The 14,729-nt window shown below is 72.3% G+C and carries 13 protein-coding genes; 5 read left to right on the forward strand and 8 right to left on the reverse strand.

Features of this window, described 5'->3' with window-relative positions; translation table 11 throughout:
• The first annotated feature begins 131 nt into the window (after nucleotides 1-131).
• Both ACZ7GX_RS01260 and ACZ7GX_RS01265 read left to right on the forward strand, forming a co-directional pair.
• On the forward strand, nucleotides 132-2,213 hold the full coding sequence (locus tag ACZ7GX_RS01260) for a PhoX family protein (protein WP_498771504.1): 2,082 nt from the start codon (nucleotides 132-134) through the stop codon (nucleotides 2,211-2,213).
• Between the two features lie 437 nt (nucleotides 2,214-2,650).
• Nucleotides 2,651-3,331, forward strand: coding sequence for an SDR family oxidoreductase (locus ACZ7GX_RS01265; RefSeq protein WP_498771506.1), 681 nt, complete (start codon nucleotides 2,651-2,653; stop codon nucleotides 3,329-3,331).
• A gap of 1 nt (nucleotide 3,332) precedes the next feature.
• Here the strand turns inward: ACZ7GX_RS01265 and ACZ7GX_RS01270 are convergent, their stop codons facing one another.
• Entirely contained in the window at nucleotides 3,333-4,634 is a 1,302-nt protein-coding gene (locus ACZ7GX_RS01270) for an amidohydrolase family protein (protein ID WP_498771508.1), read from the reverse strand.
• Between the two features lie 323 nt (nucleotides 4,635-4,957).
• Between ACZ7GX_RS01270 and ACZ7GX_RS01275 the strand changes: the two genes are divergently transcribed.
• A complete protein-coding gene (locus ACZ7GX_RS01275; protein ID WP_498771510.1) occupies nucleotides 4,958-5,686 on the forward strand; it encodes a hypothetical protein in 729 nt (242 codons plus the stop codon).
• Between the two features lie 69 nt (nucleotides 5,687-5,755).
• Here ACZ7GX_RS01275 and ACZ7GX_RS01280 read toward each other — a convergent pair whose 3' ends face one another.
• The 4 genes from ACZ7GX_RS01280 to ACZ7GX_RS01295 all read right to left on the reverse strand — a co-directional run bounded on the left by ACZ7GX_RS01280 (nucleotide 5,756) and on the right by ACZ7GX_RS01295 (nucleotide 9,810).
• On the reverse strand, nucleotides 5,756-6,916 hold the full coding sequence (locus ACZ7GX_RS01280; RefSeq protein WP_498771512.1) for a sensor histidine kinase: 1,161 nt from the start codon (nucleotides 6,914-6,916) through the stop codon (nucleotides 5,756-5,758).
• A gap of 287 nt (nucleotides 6,917-7,203) precedes the next feature.
• The gene (locus tag ACZ7GX_RS01285; protein WP_498771514.1) at nucleotides 7,204-8,334 is read right to left on the reverse strand and encodes a nitric oxide synthase oxygenase; all 1,131 of its coding nucleotides are present in this window, start codon (nucleotides 8,332-8,334) and stop codon (nucleotides 7,204-7,206) included.
• A 145-nt stretch (nucleotides 8,335-8,479) separates the two neighbouring features.
• Nucleotides 8,480-9,121 (reverse strand): tRNA (guanosine(46)-N7)-methyltransferase TrmB, encoded by a 642-nt coding sequence (gene trmB, locus ACZ7GX_RS01290; RefSeq protein ID WP_498771964.1) that lies wholly within the window; start codon nucleotides 9,119-9,121, stop codon nucleotides 8,480-8,482.
• Nucleotides 9,122-9,213: 92 nt separating this feature from the next.
• Nucleotides 9,214-9,810 (reverse strand): hypothetical protein, encoded by a 597-nt coding sequence (locus ACZ7GX_RS01295; protein ID WP_498771516.1) that lies wholly within the window; start codon nucleotides 9,808-9,810, stop codon nucleotides 9,214-9,216.
• 229 nt (nucleotides 9,811-10,039) lie between these two features.
• On the opposite strand from ACZ7GX_RS01295, the gene ACZ7GX_RS01300 reads away from it, so the two are divergent.
• Complete coding sequence (locus ACZ7GX_RS01300; RefSeq protein ID WP_498771518.1) at nucleotides 10,040-11,239, forward strand: S8 family serine peptidase; 1,200 nt, start codon at nucleotides 10,040-10,042, stop codon at nucleotides 11,237-11,239.
• A gap of 50 nt (nucleotides 11,240-11,289) precedes the next feature.
• Here ACZ7GX_RS01300 and ACZ7GX_RS01305 read toward each other — a convergent pair whose 3' ends face one another.
• From ACZ7GX_RS01305 to ACZ7GX_RS01315, 3 genes are all read right to left on the reverse strand, one after another.
• On the reverse strand, nucleotides 11,290-12,198 hold the full coding sequence (locus ACZ7GX_RS01305; protein ID WP_498771521.1) for an ABC transporter ATP-binding protein: 909 nt from the start codon (nucleotides 12,196-12,198) through the stop codon (nucleotides 11,290-11,292).
• Between the two features lie 142 nt (nucleotides 12,199-12,340).
• A complete protein-coding gene (locus ACZ7GX_RS01310) occupies nucleotides 12,341-13,099 on the reverse strand; it encodes a hypothetical protein (RefSeq protein WP_498771522.1) in 759 nt (252 codons plus the stop codon).
• A gap of 6 nt (nucleotides 13,100-13,105) precedes the next feature.
• Entirely contained in the window at nucleotides 13,106-14,026 is a 921-nt protein-coding gene (locus tag ACZ7GX_RS01315) for an ABC transporter ATP-binding protein (protein ID WP_498771524.1), read from the reverse strand.
• Between the two features lie 213 nt (nucleotides 14,027-14,239).
• Here ACZ7GX_RS01315 and ACZ7GX_RS01320 point away from each other — a divergent pair, with 213 nt between their 5' ends.
• Entirely contained in the window at nucleotides 14,240-14,674 is a 435-nt protein-coding gene (locus ACZ7GX_RS01320; protein WP_498771526.1) for a PPOX class F420-dependent oxidoreductase, read from the forward strand.
• The last annotated feature ends 55 nt before the right edge of the window (nucleotides 14,675-14,729 follow it).

Below are 14,729 nucleotides of genomic sequence, written 5' to 3' on the forward strand. Positions count from 1 at the left end.
CCCGTGTGAGCTGGCGGTTCCGGCTCGTCGACGCCCGAGGTGTTCGCCTCGCGTTCACTTCGAAGTCCGCTGCAGGTGGACTTGCCCTCTTACGGTCGCCCGGTTCCCACTGAGCGATCTCGGAGGTCCGCGTGTCCTCATCCACCGATCGGGGGCGGCGTCTGCTGCCCCTGCTGCCCAACCACCCCCTCGGGCGTTCGGCGATCACCTGCAAGTACCGCTGCGGCGACGCGTGCGCGCACGAGGCGCCCAACACGTCCGACAACGCCTACTTCGGTGACGTCGTCGGCGAGGTCGTGCGTCGGCGCGGCCTGCTCAAGGCGGGCGCGGTGCTCGCCGTCGCGGGCGCGGGTGTCGGGCTGGTCGGTGCCGGCAGCGCCGCCGCGAAGCCCGAGGTCGCCCCCGACGCCGACCTCGGCGGCGGTCGTCGACGTGACGGCCTGAACTTCACCGCCGTCGCGCCCAACACCGAGGACCGCGTCGTCGCGCCCGAGGGCTACGAGCAGGGCGTCGTGCTGCGCTGGGGCGACCCGGTGGTGCCCGGCGCGCCCGCGTTCGACTTCGACCGCCAGACCCCGGCCGCGCAGGCGAAGCAGTTCGGCTACAACTGCGACTTCCTCGGCCTGGTGCCGGTCGGCGGGCACGACCGGTGGGTGCTCGTGGCCAACCACGAGTACACCTCCGAGGAGTTCCTGTTCAAGGACTGGGACGCGGCCAACCCGACCCGTGAGCAGACCGAGATCGCCTGGGCCGCGCACGGCGCGTCGGTGGTGCTGGTCGAGCGCGACCGGCGCAGCGGGAAGCTCGTGCCCAAGCTGGACCGGCGCTACAACCGGCGGCTGACCGCGACCTCGGAGTTCGCGGTCACCGGGCCGGCGGCGGGCTCGAAGTACCTCAAGACCTCCGCCGACCCGACCGGCACGAAGGTGTTGGGCACGCTCAACAACTGCGCCGGCGGCGTGACGCCGTGGGGCACGATCCTGTCCGGCGAGGAGAACTTCAACCAGTACTTCGCCAACGCGGGCTCGGTCACCGACCCGGTCGCCAAGGCGCGGCTGGCCCGCTACGGCCTGTCCGGCGCGGCGTCCACCCGCAAGTGGGAGCGGTTCGACAAGCGCTTCGACGTGGCGCAGGAGCCCAACGAGGTCAACCGGTTCGGCTGGGTCGTCGAGATCGACCCGCTCGACCCGGACTCGACCCCGGTCAAGCACACCGCGCTGGGCCGCTTCAAGCACGAGGGCGCGAACGTGATCGTCGCCCGGGACGGCCGCGTGGTCGCGTACATGGGCGACGACGAGCGCTTCGACTACATGTACAAGTTCGTGTCCGACGAGAAGGTCAAGCCGGGCAACAGCAAGCACGCGCGCGAGCACAACAAGAAGCTGCTGGACAAGGGCACGCTGTACGTCGCCAAGCTCACCGGCGACAGCCCGGTCGCCGAGATCGACGGTTCCGGCAAGCTGCCCGCCGACGGTGAGTTCGACGGCTCCGGCGAGTGGATCCCGCTGGCCGCGGGCGACCGCTCGTTCGTGCCCGGCTTCACCGCCGAGGAGGTCTACGTCTTCACGCGGCTCGCGGCGGACGCCGTCGGCCCGACCAAGATGGACCGCCCCGAGGACGTCGAGCCGAACCCGCGCAACCGCCGGGTGTACGCGGCGCTGACCAACAACAGCGACCGCGGCAAGGCGGGCAAGGAAGGCGCGACCGAGCCGAACCCGCGCCCGAACAACCGCCACGGTCACGTGCTGGAGCTGGAGGAGCGCCGCGGCGACAACACCGCCACGTCGTTCTCGTGGAAGCTGCTGCTGGTGTGCGGCGACCCGACGTCGGCCGACACGTACTTCGGCGGCTACGACAAGACCCAGGTCTCGCCGATCTCGTGCCCGGACAACCTGGCGTTCGACGCGCGGGGCAACCTGTGGATCTCCACCGACGGCAACGCCCTGAAGTCCAACGACGGCCTGTTCGCGGTGCCGGTCGAGGGCCCGTACCGCGGCCGGGTGAAGCAGTTCCTGACCGTGCCGAGGGGCGCCGAGACGTGCGGCCCGGTGGTCGAGGACGACTTCGTGCTCGTCGCCGTGCAGCACCCCGGTGAGATCGACGGCGCCTCGGCCGCCAACCCGCTGTCGCACTGGCCGGACGGCGGCAACTCCCAGCCGCGCCCGTCCGTGGTCGCGGTGTGGAAGAAGGACAAGGGCCGCATCTGCGGCTGACCCGGGGTGGAGGGCTCGCGCCACCACGCCCGAGCCCTCCACCGACTTGTCCACAGGCGAGCGAGTTGTCCACAGGTGACGCCCGACGCCGCCGATTCGTCGGTCCTGCGTGGCAGGGTGAAAGCAGGGGTCCCCTTGCCGGGGACGCCTGCGAAGCGTCGCCGTCGCCGGCGGCACGTCGCCGGCGGCGTGCTGGTGCGCCCGGATGACCGTGGAGTCCACCGACACGTCCCACACGATCGACCCGGCGGCACCGACCCGCGCCCGGTCTCCGGTACTGCGGTTTCGCTTGGTCGCTGAACCACTCACGGAGACCTCGCCGCGTTCCGGCCACCGACACGTCGCCGGCAGCCCACCTTTGACACGCGCTCGCCGGGGACGCCTGCGAAGCGTCGCCGGTGGGCACGCCGCGGGCGGTGGTTGGTTAGGGTCCTGGCATGAGTCGACCCGTTGCGCTGGTGACCGGTGCGTCGCGTGGGATCGGTGCGGCGGTGGCGCGCGCCCTCGCCCCGTCGCACGACCTGCTGCTCGGCGGACGCGACGAGAACGCGTTGGCGGACCTGGCCGCGACGCTGGAGTCCGCCCGCCCCTGGCCGGTCGAGCTCACCGACACCGACGCCCTGGCCGCGGCCACCGCCGGCCTCACGCGCCTGGACGTCCTGGTGCACAGCGCGGGCGTCGCCGAACTCGGCCCGCTCGCCGACGCGACCGCCGACGTCTGGCGCCGCACCCTCGACGTCAACGTGGTCGCGGTCGCGGAGCTCACCCGGCTGGCGCTGCCGCTCCTGCGCGCCGCCCGCGGCCACGTCGTGCTGATCAACTCCGGCGCGGGGCTGCGCGCCAACCCCGACTGGGGCGTCTACGCCGCCAGCAAGTTCGCCCTGCGCGCCTTCGGCGACGCACTGCGCGCCGAAGAAGAAGACCTCCGCGTCACGTCCGTCCACCCCGGACGCGTCGACACCGACATGCAGCGCGGTGTCCGCGAGCAGGAGAACGGCGACTACCAGCCGCACCTCTACCTGCACGCGGACTCCGTGGCCCGGGCCGTCGCCACCGCCGTGAACGCGGGCGAGGACGCCCACTTCACCGAGATCGTCCTCCGCCCCCGCCCCCGCTGAACTACCGCAGCCGGGCCGCCACCTCGCGCACGCCCGCCTGCGCCTCACGCCGGTCCACGTTCGTGGTCTCGCCGTCGGCCACGACCTGCTTGCCCGCCACCCACACGTCCTTGACCCGCCGCGTGCCCGAAGCCCACACCAGGTTCGCCAGCACCTGCTCGTCCGGCGCGTCCAACCCCGTGGCGAACGCCGGGTCGTCCACGTCCACGTGCACCACGTCGCCCCACCGACCGGGCTCGAGCGCGCCCAGGTCGTCACGCCCCAACGCCGCCGCACCACCGCGCGTGGCGAGCAGCAACGCGTCCGCCGCCCGCATCGCGGTCGCGTCCCCCGACGTCACGCGCGCCAGCAGCGCCGCCAACCTGGCCTCCTCGAACAGGTCCAGGTCGTCGTTGGACGCCGGCCCGTCGGTGCCCAACCCGACCGCGACGCCCGCGTCCAGGTACGACCGCAACGGCGCGATGCCCGACGCCAGCTTGGTGTTCGAGCCGGGGCAGTGCGCGATGCCGACCCCGTGCCGGGCGTAGATCGCCACGTCCTCCGGCGACAGGTGCACGGAGTGCGCCGACAGCACCCGCCCGCCCAGCACGCCCGCCTGCTCCAACAACCGCGGCACGGACCCGTGCGACGCCCGCTGCTCCAGGTCCTCCTCCGGCGACTCGGCCACGTGCACCTGCACCAGCGCGCCGCGGTGACGCGCCTCGCCCGCGATCTCGCCGAGCGCCTCCGGCGACAGGATGTACGCCGAGTGCGGCCCGTAGCTCAGCTCGACCCGCTCGTCCGGCCCGAACCGCAGCCCGTCGGCGTCGATCCACCGGGTGATCTCGTCGGTCATCGGCCGCCACGGCATCCCCGGCAGGTCCATGATCGCCGCACCGAACAGCACGCGCGACCCGGCCGCGAGCACCGCGTCCGCGAGCTGCTCGCCGTGGAAGTACATCTCGGCGCTCGTGGTCACGCCGTTGCGCAGCATCTCCACCGCGCCGAGCAGCATGCCGACCCGGATGTCCGACGGCTTCATCTTCGCCTCGGCCGGCCACATCGCCTCGCGCAGCCAGCGCAGCAGCGGCAGGTCGCCGCCCATGCCGCGCAGCAGCACCATCGGGCTGTGCGCGTGCGCGTTCACCAGGCCGGGCAACAGGATCCCGCTCAGCCGGCGGACCTCGCCCGCGAACTCCGGGGCGTCGGCCGCCGGGCCGACGTGCGCGACCCGGCCGTCGACGACGTCGACGACGGCGTCGCGCAGGACGGTGCAGGCGGGATCGCAGGGCAGGACCACGGGGGCGTGCAGGCGCAGCGACATACCCCGATCCTGCCGCACTCGAACGAGCGACACACAACGTGGCGGCCCACGCCTCAACCCGTAACCCGAACAGTGGGTTTGACCTTCTCGGGCGGTGTTCACCCGCCGGATGGACGTAATCTCCGAAACGTTGGGAGAGGTGGTGGTCCCGCTGATCCGGCGAAGGAGTGACAGTGGCTCGTAACGGTGGAAGTGCTCAACCCGGCGAGCGTCGCGGCAGGGGGGAACCCGCGGCGGCGGTCCTGCGATCGGAGGCCGATTTCTCCGAACCGGACCTGTCCCGGGAACGTCGATGGCTCGCGCTGTTCCTGTTGGTGCACCTCGTGGACGACAACGGTCGGATGAGCACCGCGTACCGGCGGGTGCTCCGGCGGGCGGCGCGAACACCCGGGCACTGGGCCCACGGCCGGTCGCTCGGCGCGGTCCGGGCCGAGGTGACGCGCTGGATCGGCGCGCAGGCGCGGCCCGACTGCGTGCCGCCGTGGGACCGGGTCGCGAGCCTGGTCCACGCCGCCGTGCACCCGACGCTCGCGCCGGAGGTGCTGGCCACGGCCCGCTACCTGCACGGCCTCGTCACCGGCCGGGAGACCGACGACCCGCGTCCGCGCTGGCTGGACCCGGAGGTCGACGACATCACCACGACGATGATCGGCGGCCTGGAATGGGCGCGCAACCACGGCCTCGCCGCACCTGACGACACCCCGGCCGACGACGCGGCGTCCGACGACACCCCGGCCGACGGGGAGACCTCCCCGAAGCCGGAGTCGAGCGCGTACGAGATGTTGTGGACGGTGGTCCGGGTGCACCGCGACGCGGAGGCGCGGATCGCCGAGCTGGAGCACCAGGTGCGAGAGCTGCACGAGGAGAACGCCCGGCTCTCCGGCGACGTCACCACGTGGCTGGGCGACTACCGGCCGACGATCCCCGACCAGGACCGCGGAGCCCGCCGCCGTCCCGTCGTCGACCGGCACCTCGCGCCGGAGGAACCGGCGCGGTCCTTCACCTACCCGCTGCCCGCCGAACTGCCCGCGTCGCACCCGACCGCCGGCTGACCGGTCACGGTCGTGCGCCCAGGACGCGCGGGCCGCGCGGGACTGCCGGTGGTGCGGTCGGGGAACCGGTCACCGCACCACGGGCAGGGCGGCGCGCACCTCCCAGCCGCCGCCGGCCCGCGTGCCCGCGCTGAACCGCCCGCCGAGCAGCTCGACGCGCTCCCGCATGCCCACCAACCCGTAGCCGCCCGACCCGCCGACCGGCGGCGTCTTCCGCGCCCGCCCGTCGTCGGCCACCAGCACGTGCACCACACCGTCCGAAACGGACACCGAGACGTCCACAGAGGACGCTTCCTCGGCGTGCTTGCGCGCGTTGGTCAAGGACTCCTGCACCAACCGCAGCACCGAGCGCCCCAACGACGGCGGCACGGGCACCGGCAGGTCGACGTGCAGCCGCACGTGCTGACCGGACCGCTCCACCACACCGCGCACGTCGTCGGCCAGGTCGCTGGACGCGGTCGGCGCGTCGGCCTCGGTGTCGCGCAACGTGCCGACCAGGCGGCGCATCTCGGCCAACGCCTCGTTGCCGCTGCGCACGATGATCGGCAACGCCTCCTGCGCCGCCGCCGGCACGGCCTGCGCCGCCTGCGCGTGCACCACCATCCCGGTCACGTAGTGCGCGATCACGTCGTGCAGCTCGCGGGCCAGCGCCATCCGCTCGGTGTGCTGCGCCGCCGCGACCTCGGCCCGCACGGCGGTCGCGCGTTCCCGGTCGCGGGCGCGGAAGTACAGCCCGGTGCCCACCGACAGGGCCAGCAGCACGCCGCCGAACACCGCCTGGGCCCAGAACCCGGGACCGCTGTAGTCGTCGGACCAGTACGGCGACCGGTACTCCGGTCGCACGACGGCGGCCGACGCCGACACCGCGACGAGCAGCACCACCCCGGCCACCGCGCGCGCCGGCGGCACGTGCCGCACCACCACCGCGAGGATCGCCATCAGCGCCGCGACCTCGGCCACCACCAGGCCGCCGATCATCGGCGTCACGGGCGCGACGCCCGCCACGCGCAGCAGGACCGAACTCGCCACCACCGCCGTCGCGGCGCTCAGCGCGGCGTCGAACGGGCGCCGTGGCGCGAGCACGGCCAGCGCGCAGACCACGACCGCACCGGGCAGGTGCCACCAGCCGACCTCGCCGAGGAACTCGCCGCCGACGAGGAAGAGCAGGGCCCACGCCAGCGGCCACTGGCGGCGGAGCAGGGCCCGCCACCCGAGCTGAGTGCTCTCCACGGGACCTCACGGTAGGTGGTCGCGGCGCGTGACGCGTCCGACCCCGGTCGGGTGGGCCGTCAACCGCGAGGCTGACCCGAACGCCCGGTTAAACACACCAGTGGCCGATGTCGGATGACGAATCCCGGGGTGACTCTTGAGCGGTGAGTCGGGGAACGGGAGGTACACCATGTTCGGAGTGGTCGCAACTTGGGCGGGCGCGGTGCTCGGCCTGCTGGTGCTGGTCCTGATGGCGCTGGCCGGCGTGTTGATCGATTCCCAGCGCTGAGCCGGGGGTGGCCGGCCGCTCAGTCGCCGAAACCCTCGACGCGCCGGCGGAGCAGTTCGGCGAGGCGTCCGGGTGAGTGCGGCTGGGTCGTTTCCGCGGGGGCGGGGGAGAAGCGGGCGGGTCCGCCGGCACGGGCCCGGCCGGCCGCCGCGGGATCGAGTCGGAACGCGGGCCGGTTGCCGGAGTGGCGTTGTCGCGAGCGCAGCCACGACAGCCGGTGCCGCGACTCGGCGTGGTGGTCGGTGATGGTCACGGCGGCGCGGTCGAAGGAGTGCAGCACGGCCCGGTTCAGCTCGACCACGGCGCGGTCGCGCCACAGCGAGCGCTCGGTGGACGTGTCCAGGCCGAGCGCCTCGGCGACGGACCGCGCGGCGCCGCAGGCGTTCTCGTCGGCCAGGCTCCTGGCGCCGATCTCGGAGCCGACGAACCACGAGTTGAACGGCGCGGCGGGGTAGGTGACGCCGCCGATGGCCAGCCGCATGTTGCTGATCACGGGCACCGCGTGCCAGCGCAGGCCGAGCTGCCCGAACCAGGGCAGGTCGGGGTGTTCGAGGGCCACCTCGTGCACCACGTCCGGCGGCACGGTGAACAGCCGCGCCCCCTCGTGCGCGGTCTCGACCACCAGCGGCAGCAGGTCGAAGCGGCCGGGCGGCACGGGCGGCTGCCAGCCCATCGCGCGCACGGCGTCGGTGAACCCGCGGTAGCGGAGGTCCCCCGAGCCGTCGCCGTGGCCCGCGTACCGGACCAGCTGCTCGTTCCAGATGCACGGCCCCGGCGCGGTCGGCGTGTCCGGCGCGAACACGGTGACCAGCGGTCGGATCTCGCCGCCGTTGGTCGCCTGGCGCAGGTGCTCGACGCACTCGGCCGCCACGGCGGCGGCGTTGCGGAGACCGCGCAGGTCGCGGACCTTGAGCCGGCGCCACGGCACGCCGCTGGTGCACCAGCCCGAGTCGCGCAGGGCGATCCGCGCGCCGTAGGCGAGCTCGTGGGCGGTGTGCCGGTACGTGCCGGTCTCGGCGATCTCGTCGCGGACCCGGGCCAGGCGCGGTCCGACGGGCCCGGCCTCGGGGTGGGCGATGTGGAACATGCGGAGGAAGCCCTCCGCCGCGTCCACGTCGAACGTTATCGGTTCGTTGTCTACTACGGTCACGGGCGGCAACCGTAGTTGCGGACCGGTGTCACACGTCACTGCCAGACGGGGCACATCGGGTGATCGATAAAACCCACCCGATCCGGTGACGAATCCACGCGCAGTCGCCGCATCGGTCGCCGGCGACCGCGACTTCATGCCACGGTCAGGTGAGTTCGATCCGCTCGAACATCAGGTCGTGGCTGATCCGGTCCTCCTCGACCGCGCGCTGCTCGAACTTCGTCACGGGCCGCCACTGCGGCCTGGGCGCCCACCCGTCGAACCGGTTGCGCAGCAGCGGCTCGGCGGAGCACACCCGCAGCATCTGCTCGGCGTACTCCTCCCAGTCCGTCGCCAGGTGCAGCGTGCCGCCGGGCCGCAGGCGCGAGGCCACGAGCCCCACGAACTCCGGCTGCACGAGCCTGCGCTTGTGGTGCTTCTTCTTCGGCCACGGGTCGGGGAAGTAGATCCGCACCTCGGCCAGGGTCCCGGGCTCCACGTGCTCGGTGAGCAGGTCGACCGCGTCACCGCGCAGGACCCGCAGGTTGGTCACGTCGAGCGCCTCGGCGCGCAGCAGCAGCTGCGCCAGGCCGGGCTTGTAGACCTCGACGGCCACGTAGTTCACCTCGGGCGCGGCGGCGACCAGCTGCGACGTGGTCTCGCCCATCCCGGAACCGATCTCCAGCACGACGGGCGCCTCGCGCCCGAACCACTCGTCGAAGTGCACGGGACCGGCCGGGAGCGCCTTGACCTCGTGGCCCAAGCGCTCCCAGTGGCGGTCCCATGCGCGCTGCTGCCCCACGGTCATCCGTTCGCCGCGTTGGACGTAGCTGACGACGGATCGGTGGTGCGGCGGTCGCTGGCGGCTGGACGTCACGGGCGTACAGCCTAGGTGGTGCGCTAAGCGATGTTCTCCAGGTCCTCGATCTGCTCGCGCAGCTCGGCGGGGGTGAACTCGATGGGTTGGCGCTGACCGGGGCCCCGGTGCGCGGGGAGCAGGTCCACGAAACCGGGGTGCCGGTCGGTGAACTGCACGGTGGTCGGCTCGGCGGGGCCGTAGACGCCGCTCTCGGACGGCACGAACTCCCAGTAGCCGACCTCGCCCTCGGTCGCCCACGGGACGAACACCCAACCCGGTCGGCTGCCCAGCAACCGGGTCACCTCGTCCTCCAGGGCGAACGCCGCCGCGCGCGAGGCGATGCGGCCCCGGTCCAGGGCCCTGAGCCACCAAGGTGCGGGTGCGTCGGGGCCCACTGCGCGGAACATGGCGAGCACTTGCTGTTCGTCGGCCTTGTGGATCCAGGCTCGACGCGTCTGTGCGGGTGAGTCGGCGACGCCGACCCCTCCCGCGGCTTCGATCGCGTGCGACCATTCCAACGCCAACATCGGTTCGACGCGAAGGGCGTGGTCGCGTTGACGGGGCAGCACCTTCCTGGGCGGCTCCTTGGACCCGGTCGCCGAGTTCTCGGCGTTCAGGTTCGGATCGAGCACCGTCACGGGTTCACCTCCGGGGGGTTCCTTGACGGGGGGTATCCGAATTCGTGTGCGGGCAGGCGCCTGCCTCACGATTCGCGCTTTCCATCTGACCGGGTTCAGATGCGCTTGTCATGGGGCTGTGCCGGAGTTCACGACGTCTTAACGAACGGCTTACTCCGCTTGCCCGAATCGAGAACTGTGAAACATGATTGACTTGGAATATCTGTGATCCCGAACACAGGGGGAATTGGTGACGGGGAGAGCGGTGGCGGCCGCGGTCCTGATCGCGATGGTGGTCCCGGGCGTGGCCTGGGCGCAGACGATCGAGGAGCAGCAGTGGCACCTGGCCGCCTTGGGGGTGTCCGCCGCGCACGCCACCACGCGGGGTGACGGCGTGGTCGTCGCGGTGGTCGACTCGGGCGTGGACGACACCCGCCCGGACCTCGCGGGCGCGCTGCTGCCCGGCACCGGGTTCGGCTCGGCCGCCGGCACGGACGGCACCGAGGACAACGACGGCCACGGCACCGCGATGGCGACGTTGATCGCCGGCCGGGCGGTGGACGGCGGCGCGCTCGGCGTCGCGCCCGGCGCGATGATCATGCCGATCTCGGTCGGCGCGGACGGCGACAAGTTCACCACCGCGTCCGTCGCCGAGGGCGTGACCTGGGCCGTCGACCAGGGCGCCGACGTCATCAACCTGTCCCTGACCTCGCTCGCCACGCTCACCCCGGACCTGCTGCGCGCGGTCAACTACGCGTTCGACAACGACGCCGTGGTGGTCGCCGGCACCGGGAACGACGGCGACGAGCACGTGGGCGCGCCCGCCAACATCAAGGGCGTCATCGCGGTCTCCGGCACGATCGAGGGCAACGGGCCGTGGCCGGAGTCCAACACCGGCCCGGAGACCGTGCTGGCCGCGCCCGCGCAGCGCATCGTGACCGCCGTGCCGGTGTCGGTGGTGGACACCGGCTACGCCGAGGTGGACGGCACGAGCGCGGCCACGGCGCTGGTCTCGGGCGCGGCGGCGCTGGTGCGGGCCCGCTACCCGGACCTGGACGCGGGCAACGTGGTGAACCGGCTCATCGCCACCGCCACCGACCTCCTCGCGCCCGGCCGGGACAACGTGACCGGGTTCGGCCAGGTCAACCCGGTCGCCGCGCTGACCGCCGACGTGCCGCGGGTGGAGCGCAACCCCTTGGCGCCGCCGCCGCGCACGACCTCCGCCGACGCTCCGCCCACGTCGGACGGGAACGTGGCCGCGCCGTCGTCCGGGGTGGACGGGAGCGGGCGGCTGCTGGTGGCGTTCGGCGGGCTGACCGCGGTCGGGATCGTGGTGGCGGCGGTGAGCCTGCTGCTGGCCCGGCGCAGTCGGATCCGGCGCGCGCCGGCGCCGGTCGTCACCGAAATCCCGCCGCCGTCCGACGACTTCTGGCGCAACGACCGGTTCTGACCCGCGGGCGCGGTCGGCGAATCGCTTTCCGGCACCCGGTGGAGCGCCGGTCACTCGTTCGCGTGGTATTCCACGGATTCCTTCGTGAGTTGCATGAAGGCCTCTTCGAGCGAACCGAGTTGCGGGCTCAGCTCGTGCAGCGTGATGCCGTTCGAGGCGGCCAGCTCGCCGATGAACGCGGGCTCCACCCCGTGCACGACGAGCGCGCCGTCGGAGGCCGCGGCCTCGGCGACGCGGGCCCGGCCGTCGAGCAGCTCGCGCAGCCGGTCGAGCTGCGGCGAGCGGACGCGGACGGTGTCCTCGGTGGCGTCTTTGATGAACTGCTCGGTGCTGGTCTGCGAGATCAGCTTGCCGCGCCCGATCACGATCAGGTCCTGCGCGGTCTGGGCCATCTCCGACAGCAGGTGGCTCGACACGAACACGGTGCGGCCGTCGTCGGCGAGCCGGTGCATGAACTGGCGGATCCAGAGGATGCCCTCCGGGTCCAGGCCGTTGACCGGCTCGTCGAACATCAGCACCTCGGGGTCGCCGAGCAGCGCGCCCGCGATGCCCAGCCGCTGGGACATGCCCAGCGAGAAGCCGCCCGCCCGGCGCTTGGCGACCTGGGTGAGGCCGACGATGTCCAGCACCTCGTCCACACGCCGGTCCGGGATCCGGTTCGACCGGGCCAGCCACTGCAGGTGGGCCCGCGCCGAGCGGTTGGGGTGCACCCACTTCGCGTCCAGCAGCGCGCCGACCACGCGCAGCGGCTCGTGCAGCGAGCGGTAGTCGCGGCCCTTCACGGTGACCTTGCCGCGGGTGGGGCTGTCGAGGCCCAGGATCATCCGCATGGTGGTGGACTTGCCCGCGCCGTTCGGGCCGAGGAACCCGGTGACCCGGCCCGGCTGCACGGTGAACGACAAGTCGTCCACGGCCACGGTCCTGCCGTAGTGCTTGGTGAGGCCGGTCGCTTCGATCATGACATCTCCCGTCCGATCAACCGCTGGTGGCGGAACCTGAAGCAGAAGAGCCCGGGCCACCCCCCGAAGGTGACCCGAGCTCCCCCTTTCCCCCGGCTGCCCGCGCGCCGGCCCCCGAATGCCGGCGGCGCGGGCCTGCCCGTTACGCGTCCCGCCGCTTCACCACGACGAGCGAGATGACGTAGATCGCCAGCGCGATGGCGGCGAAGTACCCGAACGAACCCCACGGGCTCAGGTCGCCGACCACGGGCGGACCCTCGCCGGCCGGGATGCCGCCCGTGTCCGGGTCGCCCAGGATGAACTTCTGGGCCATCAGGAACGGCAGCCACTTCTGGATGTCGTCACCGATGTTCGGGATGAGCCCGACGAGGCTCTCCACCACCAGCGCGTACACCAGGATGATCGACACCGCGCCCGCGGTGTGCCGGACCATCGCGCCCACGCCCAGCGCGAGCAGCGCGCCCATCGCGAACACCAGGCCCACGCCCACGAGGTGCCGCCAGTCGGCGGCGGAGTCCAGCGCCAGGCCGGAGGAGTCGTCGGCGATGACCCGGCTCAGGCCCCACGAGCCGAACGCGGCGACCAGGCCGACCACGCCCGAGAGCAGCATCACGACGACCGCCTTGGCGATCATCGGCGAGATGCGGTCGGGCACCGCCTGGAACGTGGCCTTGATCGTGCCGAAGCGGTACTCGGTGGTCACCGCCAGCGCGGCCATCACCATGACCACGTACAGCCCGAAGTTGTAGACGACCACCGTGCCCATCACGGGCATCGGACCGCCCCAGTTGAGCGCGAAGATCGCGCCGAGGCCGACGGTCAGGCCGACTGCCAGCAGCATGCACCACCAGGGCGAGCGGGTGGAGAAGAGCTTGATCCGTTCAACGGCGAGCAGAGTCATCGGTGGTCACTTCCCCGTCTCGGCGAGTTCGGCGTGGTACTCGACAGAATCGCCCGTGAGCTGCATGAACGCTTGTTCGAGCGAACCTCGTTGCGGGCTCAGCTCGTGCAGCACCACGCCGCTGCCCGCCGCGATGTCACCGATCTCGTCGCTGAGGGCGCCCGACACGGTGAGCGAGCCGTCGGAGTCCTCACGCACGGTGAAGCCCTTGTCGACGAGCATCGCACCCAGCTTGTCCGCGTGCGGGCTGCGCACCCGGACGGTGTTCTCGGTCGACCGCTCGACGAACTCGGTGGTGCTGGACTGCGAGATGAGCTTGCCGCGCCCGATGACCACGAGGTCCTGGGCGGTCAGCGCCATCTCCGACAGCAGGTGGCTCGACACCAGCACGGTGCGGCCCTCGGCGGCCAGGCCCTGCATGAACTGGCGGATCCAGAGGATGCCCTCCGGGTCGAGGCCGTTGACCGGCTCGTCGAACAGCAGCACCTTCGGGTCGCCGAGCAGGGCGCCCGCGATGCCGAGGCGCTGGGACATGCCGAGGGAGAACCCGCCCGCGCGGCGCTTGGCGACCTTGGTCAGGCCGACCATGTCCAGCACCTCGTCGACGCGGCGGTCGGGCAGGCCGTTGGACTTCGCCAGCCACTGCAGGTGGGCCCGCGCGGAGCGGTTGGGGTGCACCCACTTGGCGTCCAGCAGCGCGCCGACGGTCCGCAGCGGGCGGTCGAGCCGCGCGTACGGCTTGCCGTCGATCAGCACCTGACCGGCGGTCGGCCGGTCGAGGCCGAGGATCATGCGCATGGTGGTGGACTTGCCCGCGCCGTTCGGGCCGAGGAACCCGGTGACCCGGCCGGGCGCGACGGTGAACGACAGGTTGTCCACCGCCACCGTCTTCCCGTAGCGCTTGGTGAGGCCGACAGCCTCGATCATGATTTCTCCCCTGGACGACACATCCCCCGGACTAGGCTGAACCTTGCCCGGTCCACCGGGTCGCGCACATCGGTCTGTAGTTGACTCGTCCGTGCGACTTCAGTCTTATCGTGGTAGCTACCTCGGTCGTAGTAATCCGTGTTCACCCTGAGTTGTCCCCTAGGCGTTCACCGGGTCGTTCTCAGGGATGGGATGCCTCTACGGTGTGCGGTCATGGCTCACACCGACGCACCCGAGGGCTGGTGGCGCGAGTTCGTGTCGGCCGCGCCCGCCCGGACCGGCAAGCTCGCGATCGTCCGCGGGGACGGGTCGCCGCACGTCACACCCGTCTGGGTGGACCTCGACGCCGGCACGCTCGTGTTCACCACGAACCTGGGGTCGATCAAGGGCAGGGCGATCCGGCGCGACGGCCGGGTGTCGGTCTGCCTGGACGACGAACGGCCGCCGTTCGCCTTCGTCACCGTGTCCGGCCGCGCCGAGGTCGAGGACGACCCCGAGCAGGTGCGCTACTGGGCGGGCCGCATCGGCGCCCGGTACATGGGCGCGGACCGGGCGAACGAGTTCGCCGAGCTCAACGGCGGGCCGGGCGAGGTGGTCGTTCGCGTCCGCGACGCCGACGTCATCGCCAAATCGGGCATAACCGACTGATCGCGCGTGTCCCACGTCCAGGACGGCTGCGCCGGGGCCGTGCCGGTACGTCGGC

The organism is Actinosynnema sp. NPDC037264, assembly GCF_055603705.1.

What these genes read in the sequence shown, in the direction of transcription:
- ACZ7GX_RS01265 (WP_498771506.1), top strand. Translation starts at nt 2,651, where the DNA reads ATGAGTCGACCCGTTGCGCTGGTGACCGGTGCGTCGCGTGGGATCGGT.
- ACZ7GX_RS01270 (WP_498771508.1), bottom strand. Translation starts at nt 4,634, where the DNA reads ATGTCGCTGCGCCTGCACGCCCCCGTGGTCCTGCCCTGCGATCCCGCC.
- trmB (WP_498771964.1), bottom strand. Translation starts at nt 9,121, where the DNA reads ATGACCGTGGGGCAGCAGCGCGCATGGGACCGCCACTGGGAGCGCTTG.
- ACZ7GX_RS01305 (WP_498771521.1), bottom strand. Translation starts at nt 12,198, where the DNA reads ATGATCGAAGCGACCGGCCTCACCAAGCACTACGGCAGGACCGTGGCC.
- ACZ7GX_RS01310 (WP_498771522.1), bottom strand. Translation starts at nt 13,099, where the DNA reads ATGACTCTGCTCGCCGTTGAACGGATCAAGCTCTTCTCCACCCGCTCG.
- ACZ7GX_RS01315 (WP_498771524.1), bottom strand. Translation starts at nt 14,026, where the DNA reads ATGATCGAGGCTGTCGGCCTCACCAAGCGCTACGGGAAGACGGTGGCG.
- ACZ7GX_RS01320 (WP_498771526.1), top strand. Translation starts at nt 14,240, where the DNA reads ATGGCTCACACCGACGCACCCGAGGGCTGGTGGCGCGAGTTCGTGTCG.